6 protein-coding genes and 1 pseudogene are annotated in these 7,277 nt (G+C 66.0%); 5 read left to right on the plus strand and 2 right to left on the minus strand.

Annotation, left to right across the window (positions count from 1 at the left end; genetic code table 11):
• From CBW50_RS27625 to CBW50_RS27645, 5 genes and pseudogenes are all read left to right on the plus strand, one after another.
• Positions 1-760 (plus strand): annotated as a pseudogene (locus CBW50_RS27625) (DNA polymerase III subunit gamma/tau); the annotation flags it as partial.
• A 40-nt stretch (positions 761-800) separates the two neighbouring features.
• A complete protein-coding gene (locus CBW50_RS27630) occupies positions 801-1,127 on the plus strand; it encodes a YbaB/EbfC family nucleoid-associated protein (protein WP_034759121.1) in 327 nt (108 codons plus the stop codon).
• A gap of 47 nt (positions 1,128-1,174) precedes the next feature.
• On the plus strand, positions 1,175-1,765 hold the full coding sequence (recR, locus tag CBW50_RS27635; RefSeq protein ID WP_070291397.1) for a recombination mediator RecR: 591 nt from the start codon (positions 1,175-1,177) through the stop codon (positions 1,763-1,765).
• 7 nt (positions 1,766-1,772) lie between these two features.
• On the plus strand, positions 1,773-2,993 hold the full coding sequence (locus CBW50_RS27640; protein WP_086148464.1) for a CaiB/BaiF CoA-transferase family protein: 1,221 nt from the start codon (positions 1,773-1,775) through the stop codon (positions 2,991-2,993).
• A 127-nt stretch (positions 2,994-3,120) separates the two neighbouring features.
• Positions 3,121-4,269 (plus strand): esterase-like activity of phytase family protein, encoded by a 1,149-nt coding sequence (locus CBW50_RS27645; protein WP_086148465.1) that lies wholly within the window; start codon positions 3,121-3,123, stop codon positions 4,267-4,269.
• On the opposite strand, the gene CBW50_RS27650 is transcribed toward CBW50_RS27645, so the two are convergent.
• A complete protein-coding gene (locus tag CBW50_RS27650; protein WP_086148466.1) occupies positions 4,238-6,397 on the minus strand; it encodes an EAL domain-containing protein in 2,160 nt (719 codons plus the stop codon). The two genes, CBW50_RS27645 and CBW50_RS27650, sit on opposite strands and share 32 nt — an antisense overlap.
• Before the next feature lies 1 nt (position 6,398).
• A partial coding sequence (locus CBW50_RS27655) for a response regulator (protein WP_139842677.1) occupies positions 6,399-7,277 on the minus strand: 879 nt, incomplete at its 5' end.

Raw genomic sequence — 7,277 nt, forward strand, 5'->3', positions numbered from 1 at the left:
GCCCGTCCAGGCTGCGCCGCCACCGCCGGCCGCCGCGCAAGCGCCGGCGCCGTGGGACGATGCGCCGCCCGTGGCCGTGATGGAGACTCCCGCGTTCGCGCCGGTATCCGTACCGGCGGCGCCGGCGCCCGTGCAGCAGGCGCGTCCCGCCGCGCCGCCGCAGCCGGCCGCAGCCGACGACGACTTGCCGCCGTGGGTCACCGAATTTTCCGACGACAGCGCCTCGGCTGCCGTGTCCGCGCCCGCCGCGCCAAGCAGCGAGCAGCCCGCCGTCGTCATGCCGCAGCGTGCCGCCAAGCAAGCCGCGCCCAGCGGGCCGTATGTGATCACGCCCGTGCCGGGCCTGGACTGGGACGGCAACTGGCCGGCCGTGGCCGCCGTGCTGCCCCTGCGCGGCGTGGCCCAGCAGCTGGCCGTGCAGGCCGAGCTGATCGAATGCCTGCACGATGGCCACAGCACCACGTTCCGCCTGCGCGTGCCCATCGACACGTGGCGCAGCCCGGCCAACGTGGAAAAACTGGCGGCCGCGCTGACCGAGCGCTTCGGCCGCAAGGTCAATGTCGACACGGAACTGGGCGCCGTCTGGTACACGGCCAGCGCGGAAGCGCAGGCCCACCGCGAGGCGTGCCAGCGGCAAGCGGAAGAAACCATAGCAACCGACCCTTTCGTGCTCGACATGAAGCGTGCATTCGACGCTATTGTTGTGCCGGGAACGATTACCCCTGCACCGGCCGGCTCCGCCGCGCCGACCCTGCATTGATGATTAACACACTCACAAACTGAATTAACGGAGCATTCTCATGATGAAAAATCAACTGGCTGGCCTGATGAAGCAGGCGCAAGCAATGCAAGACAACATGAAAAAGGCCCAGGAACAACTGGCGCTGGTGGAAGTGGAAGGCCAGTCCGGCGCCGGCCTCGTGAAAATCGTCATGACGTGCAAGAACGACGTCAAGCGCGTGTCCATCGACCCGTCGCTGCTGGCCGACGACAAGGACATGCTGGAAGACCTGGTGGCCGCCGCCTTCAACGACGCCGTGCGCAAGGCGGAAGCGACGTCCGCGGAAAAAATGGCAGGCTTGACCGGCGGCATGAACTTGCCAGCCGGCTTCAAAATGCCATTCTGATGCCATACCGCATGCGCTCGATCTGTGGCACTGGGCAGGGTTGATCCATGTCAAAGTCGCTTGAATTTCTGACCGAGGCGCTGCGGCGCCTGCCCGGCGTCGGCCCCAAGTCGGCGCAGCGGATGGCGTTTCATTTGTTGCAGCACGATAGGGAAGGCGCGGCCATGCTGTCGCGCGCCCTGTTCCAGGCCGTCGATGCCGTGCATCACTGCGGCCTGTGCAATACCTTTACCGAACACGAAGTGTGCGAGACCTGTCTCGACGAAGAGCGCGACAAGCGCTTGCTGTGCGTGGTGGAAACGCCCGCCGACCAGCTGATGATCGAGCAGACGCTCACCTACAAGGGCCTGTATTTCGTCCTCATGGGCAGATTGTCTCCGCTGGACGGCATCGGCCCGAAAGATATCCACCTCGAAAAATTGCTGAACCGCGCCAACGATGGCGTGGTGAGTGAAGTGGTGCTGGCCACCAACTTCACGAATGAAGGCGAAGCGACGGCCCACTACATCAGCGAAATGCTGAAGGCGCGGGGCTTGCGCGTGAGCCGCCTGGCCCGCGGCGTGCCCGTGGGCGGCGAACTGGAATACGTCGACGCGGGCACGATTGCCCGCGCGATGCTCGACCGCAGGGCAACCTGAGCACACTATGACAGCATCCTCCGCGCACACTGGTCCTTTGACGGGCATCAAAGTCCTGGAACTGGGCACCCTGATCGCGGGGCCGTTCTGCGCCCGCATGCTGGCCGAATTCGGCGCCGACGTGATCAAGATCGAGTCGCCCGACGGCGGCGACCCGATCCGAACCTGGCGCGTGCTGAAGGACGGCACCTCGCTGTGGTGGTCGGTGCAGGCGCGCAACAAGAAAAGTCTGACCTTGAACCTGAAGACGCCGGAAGGCCGGGCGATTGCCCGCCAGCTGGCCCTGGAAGCGGACATCATCATCGAGAACTACCGCCCCGGCGTGCTGGAAAAGTGGGACCTCGGCTACGAACAGCTCAAGAAAGAAAAACCGTCCATCATCATGGTGCGCCTGTCCGGCTTTGGCCAGACGGGCCCGATGAAGGACTTGCCCGGTTTCGGCGCCATCGGCGAATCGATGGGCGGCTTGCGCTATGTATCCGGCTTTGCCGACCGTCCGCCCGTGCGCGTCGGCGTGTCCATCGGCGACTCCGTGGCGGCCCTGCACGGCGTGATCGGCGCCATGCTGGCGCTGCGCCACCGCGACGTGACGGGCGGCCGCGACGGCGGGGAAGGGCAGATGGTCGACGTGGCCCTGTACGAATCCGTGTTCAACCTGATGGAGTCCTTGGTGCCCGAATACGACCAGGCGGGCGTGGTGCGCGAGCGCACGGGCGGCTCCCTGCCCGGCATCGTGCCCTCGAATACCTACACGACGGGCGACGGCGAAAACATCGTCATCGCCGGCAATGGCGACGCCATCTTCAAGCGCCTGATGCTGGCCATGGGCCGCATCGACATGGCGGGCGACCCGCAGCTGGCGCGCAACGACGGCCGGGTGGCGCGCACGCAGGAAATCGACGACGCCATCGGCGCCTGGTGCGCCACGCATACCATCGACAGCGCGCTGGCCGTGCTGAAGGCAGCCGACGTGCCGGCCGGCAAAATCTACTCCGTGCGCGACATGCTGAGCGATCCGCAATTTCTCGCCCGCGACATGTTCGAACAACACCATTTCGCCGACGGCACGCCCGTCAAGTTGCCCGCCATCAGCCCGAAACTGTCCGCCACGCCGGGCAAGACGCAGTGGCTGGGCCCGACCCTGGGCCAGCATAACGACGAGGTGCTGGCATCGCTCGGCTATGATGCGGCGGCCATCGCGCGGCTCAAGGCCGGTGGCGTGGTGTGATTCATGCTTAGCCGACAGAATTAAAGCTGGGGGCAGACCCGGCGGGGGAATACGTCCAATGCGATGTATTCCAATCCTGAAAGGACCGACCCCGGATTCTGCGCTTGGGGTTTCATTAAGGAATATCGTGAAGCAGTCATCCCTCCGTGCCCTGCGCGCGCGCCTGATCTCCGCGCTGGCGGTGTCCATCCTCCTCTCCGCCTGCGCCAGCTTCCCCGACGACGCGCCGATCGCCGGCCTGCGCCTGATCGGCGAGCAGCGCATCGCCCTGAAGCAGGCTTTCCAGGGCACCACGGTAGGCGGCCTGTCCGGCATCGATTACGATGCGGCGAGCAATACTTGGGTGATGGAAAGCGATGACCGCTCGGAAATCAACCCGGCCCGCTTTTACCGCGCCACGCTCAGCTACGACAGCGCGGCATTCTCCGCCGTGACCTTCAACAGCGTGCATTTCTTCACGCAACCGGACGGCAGCCGCTACCCGAACCTGGCCCATGCAAAACTGGACCGTGGCGAGCAGGTCGCCGACATCGAAACCATCCGCGTCGATCCGCAGGACGGCAGCCTGTGGTATGGCAGCGAAGGCAACCGCAAGGTGGGCTTGCACCCGTTCGTGCGCCATGCGGACCGCGACGGGCGTTATCTGTCCACCTTGCCTACGCCGGCCATGTTCCATGTCTCGATGGAAGACATCGGCTCGCGCAACAACATGAGCTTCGAGGCGCTGTCTTTCTCGTCGGATGGCAAGAGCCTGTGGCTGGGCATGGAAGCGGCCCTGTACCAGGATGGCCCGCTGGCCACGCCCGACAACGGCTCCGTCGTGCGCATCACGCGCCTGGACCGCGCCGGCACCGTGCTGGGCCAGTACGCGTACCCGATCGAGCCGGTGGCGTCGCGGCCCGCGCCGGGGCGCGAGGCGGATAATGGCGTGTCGGAAATTCTCGCCGTGAACGACCATCGGGTGCTGGTGCTGGAGCGGGCCGGCGTGGCCGACGCGGACGGCCTCTACACGAACCACGTGCGCCTCTACGAAATGGAAACGGATGGCGCCACCGATATCCGGGATATCCCCGCCCTGGCGGGCGCGACTTATGTGCCGGCGCGCAAGCGCCTGCTGCTGGACCTGGGCAAGGCCGGCCTGGCCAGGGTCGACAATATCGAGGGCATCAGCTGGGGACCGCGCCTGGCCAACGGCCGCCGCAGCCTGGTGATGATTTCCGACGACAATTTCAATCCGCAGCAAGTCACGCAAATCCTTGCCTTCGAAGTGCTCTAGCTTCCAGGCTGGCCACCTGGCCGGCCTGCCTGGCCAGCATGGCCGTGATCGTGTCGTGCGGCGACGGGTGGCCTAAAAAGTATCCCTGGGCCATGTCGCAGCCGTATTCTTCCAGCATCAGCAGCTGCTCGTCCGTCTCCACGCCCTCGGCCACCACCACCATTTTCAAGCCGTGCGCCATGGCGATGATGGCGCGCGTGATGGCCGCGTTTTCCGTGTCCTGCGGCAAGCCGGCGATAAAACTCTTGTCGATCTTTAAGGCCCGCACGTCGAAGCGCTTTAAATAATTCATCGACGAATATCCCGTGCCGAAGTCGTCGATGGACAGGTAGACGCCGATGCCGCGCAGCTGCTCCAGGGTCACCATGGTGGCGCGCGCGTCGTCCATCAAGGTGCCTTCCGTCAATTCCAGTTCCAGCAGCCGCGCATCGAGGCCCGTGTCGGCCAGGACCGAGAGCACGATCTGCATCAGGTTTTCATCCTTGAATTGCTTGGCCGACAGGTTGACGGCCATGCGGATGGCCCGTCCGCCATCGCTTTGCCACGCCTTGGCCTGGTTGCAGGCCGTGCGCAGCACCCATTCGCCGATGGGCACGATCAGCCCCGTCTCTTCGGCCAGCGGGATGAATTCCGTGGGGGAAATGATGCCCCGCTCCGGGTGGCGCCAGCGGACCAGCGCTTCCACGCCGACGATCTGCGTGCTGGGCACGTCGATCTGCGGCTGGTACAGCAGGTACAGCTCGTTGTTCTGCAAGGCCTTGCGCAGACCCACTTCCATCTTGACGTGGCTCATGATTTCCATCGTCAGCGAAGAACTGTACAGCTTGGCGTTGTTTTTGCCGCAGTTTTTCGCGTGGTACATGGCCGTGTCCGCGTATTTGAGCAGCGAGTTGCAATCCTCGCCATCTTCCGGATACAGCGAGATGCCGATGCTGGCCGTGACGAAAATCTCGTGCCCCTCGATCATGAAGGGCCGGCGCATGGCTTCCTTGACCCGGTGCGCCACGTTCAGCGCGTCTTCCACCCGCTCCAGGTCGGGGATCAGTATCGTGAATTCGTCGCCGCCCAGGCGCGCCAGGTTGCTGCCGCCGGGTGCGGCCTCGAACTCGTGCTCGGCGCGCAGCACCAGGTCGCTGGGGCGGATGGTTTCGCGCAGGCGTTCGGACACCACCTTGAGCAAGTGGTCGCCCACGTCGTGGCCCAGGGTGTCGTTGATGCGCTTGAAGGCGTCGAGGTCCATGAACAGCACGGCGAATTTCTTGTCGTGCTCCTTCGAGCGCAGCAGTTCGCGTTCCAAGGTTTCCAGGAAGGCTTGCCGATTGGGAATGCCTGTCAGGCTGTCGCAATAGGCGAGGCGGCGGATCTGCTCCTCGGTTCGCTTGCGCTCGCTGATGTCGCGCACCAGGCCCAGCACTTCGTCGGCGCCCGTCGCCACCAGGCGCGCCTCGAAATGGCGCGTGCTGTCCTCGTGCGTGAGCGTGTAGTCGACCGAGCCGATGTGCTGGGAAGCGAGCACCGCGTGCGCCTTGTCCAGCAGGCGCGCGGCGATTTCGGGCGGCAGCACGTCGCGGATATGGCTGCCCACGCAGTTGCTGATGGAAAAGCCGGCGCTGGCGTCGTGGCCCTGTTCATAGTCGAGATAAAAGCCCTCGCGGTTGAGGCGGAAGAAGGTGTCGGGGATGGCGGCCAGCACGGCGCGGTTGTGCGCGTCGGCGATGCGCAGGCGGGCGATGGCGTCGCTGGCGCGCAGCACGTACAGCACGCGGTGTCCCAGGATGGGCCAGTTGATGGGCTTGGAAATGAAGTCGGTGGCGCCCACCTCGTAGGCGTGCGTGACGGCTTCCAGTTCGTCGCCGCCCGTGACCATGATGATGGGCACGGTGCCGCCCGCTTCCTGGTGACGGATTGCGCGGCAGACGGCAAACCCGTCCATGGCCGGCATGTCGACGTCGAGCATGACCAGGTCCGGCCCGCTGTGCTTGTAGCTGGCCAGCGCCTGCACGCCATCCTCGGCCTCGATCACGTCCAGGCCCACCTGCGTGAGCATCTGCCGCATCAGCAAGCGCATGACGGGATCGTCGTCGGCCACCAGCACCAGGCCGCGGGGAGGGGAGAGGGGCGCTGTCATGTCAGTGTTCCTTCACGAGGATGGCGCTCAGCGATTCGCGCACGGCCAGGAATGCCTGCTGCATCTGCTGCAGCAGGGGCGCCGCGCCGTCGGTGCTGCCGGCGCGGCCGAGTTTTTCCATGTCCTTGCACAGCTGCGCCAGGCCGTCGGCGCCCACGTTGGCGCTGCCCGACTTGAGGCTGTGGGCCACCTTGCGCAGCGCTTCCGCATCCGCGCCGGCGATCGCCTCGCGCATGGCCGTCAACTGGCGCGGCGTTTCGCCGACAAAGGCCTGGATGACCCGTTCGAGCAAGGCGTCGCCATCGGTGCGCGACAGGGCGCGGATGTTTTCCAGCGCCTGCCGGTTCAGCGGCTGGCCGGAGGGCGGGGCGGCGGCTGGCGGCGTTACCTCGGGCGGCGCTTCCTGGCGCGGCGCTTGCGGCGTCTCCTGCGGCGCTTCCGCCTGCTCGCTGTGGTGCACGGTGGCCGCGCGCGGCAGGGTGATCCAGCGCGCGATCGTGTGCCCCAGGTCCTGCTGCGTGAAGGGCTTGCTCAGGTAGTCGTCCATGCCGGCCGCCAGGCACGCTTCGCGGTCGCCCTGCAGCGCGTTGGCCGTGATGGCGACGATGGGCAGCACGCGCGCGTGGCCGCACTGCTGTTCGTGGCGGCGGATTTCCGCCGTGGCGGCAAAGCCGTCCATCACGGGCATCTGGCAATCCATCAAAATCAGGTCGAAATCCTCGGCCCGTGCCGCCTGCAGCGCTTCTTCGCCGTTGCGCGCGCAGGCCACGTCCAGGCCAAGGCTGTCGAGCATGGCCAGCGCCACCTCCACGTTGACGGGATTGTCCTCGGCCAGCAGCACGCGGCGGCGCTGGCGCCGGCCGGGCGGGCGCACGGCGGG

This window comes from Janthinobacterium sp. GW458P (assembly GCF_002127585.1).
Classification (GTDB): Bacteria; Pseudomonadota; Gammaproteobacteria; order Burkholderiales; family Burkholderiaceae_D; genus Janthinobacterium.

Excerpts from the sequence above, each read along its gene's own strand:
- CBW50_RS27640 (WP_086148464.1), top strand. The coding sequence starts at position 1,773 with ATGACAGCATCCTCCGCGCACACTGGTCCTTTGACGGGCATCAAAGTC.
- CBW50_RS27630 (WP_034759121.1), top strand. The coding sequence starts at position 801 with ATGATGAAAAATCAACTGGCTGGCCTGATGAAGCAGGCGCAAGCAATG.
- recR (WP_070291397.1), top strand. The coding sequence starts at position 1,175 with ATGTCAAAGTCGCTTGAATTTCTGACCGAGGCGCTGCGGCGCCTGCCC.
- CBW50_RS27650 (WP_086148466.1), bottom strand. The coding sequence starts at position 6,397 with ATGACAGCGCCCCTCTCCCCTCCCCGCGGCCTGGTGCTGGTGGCCGAC.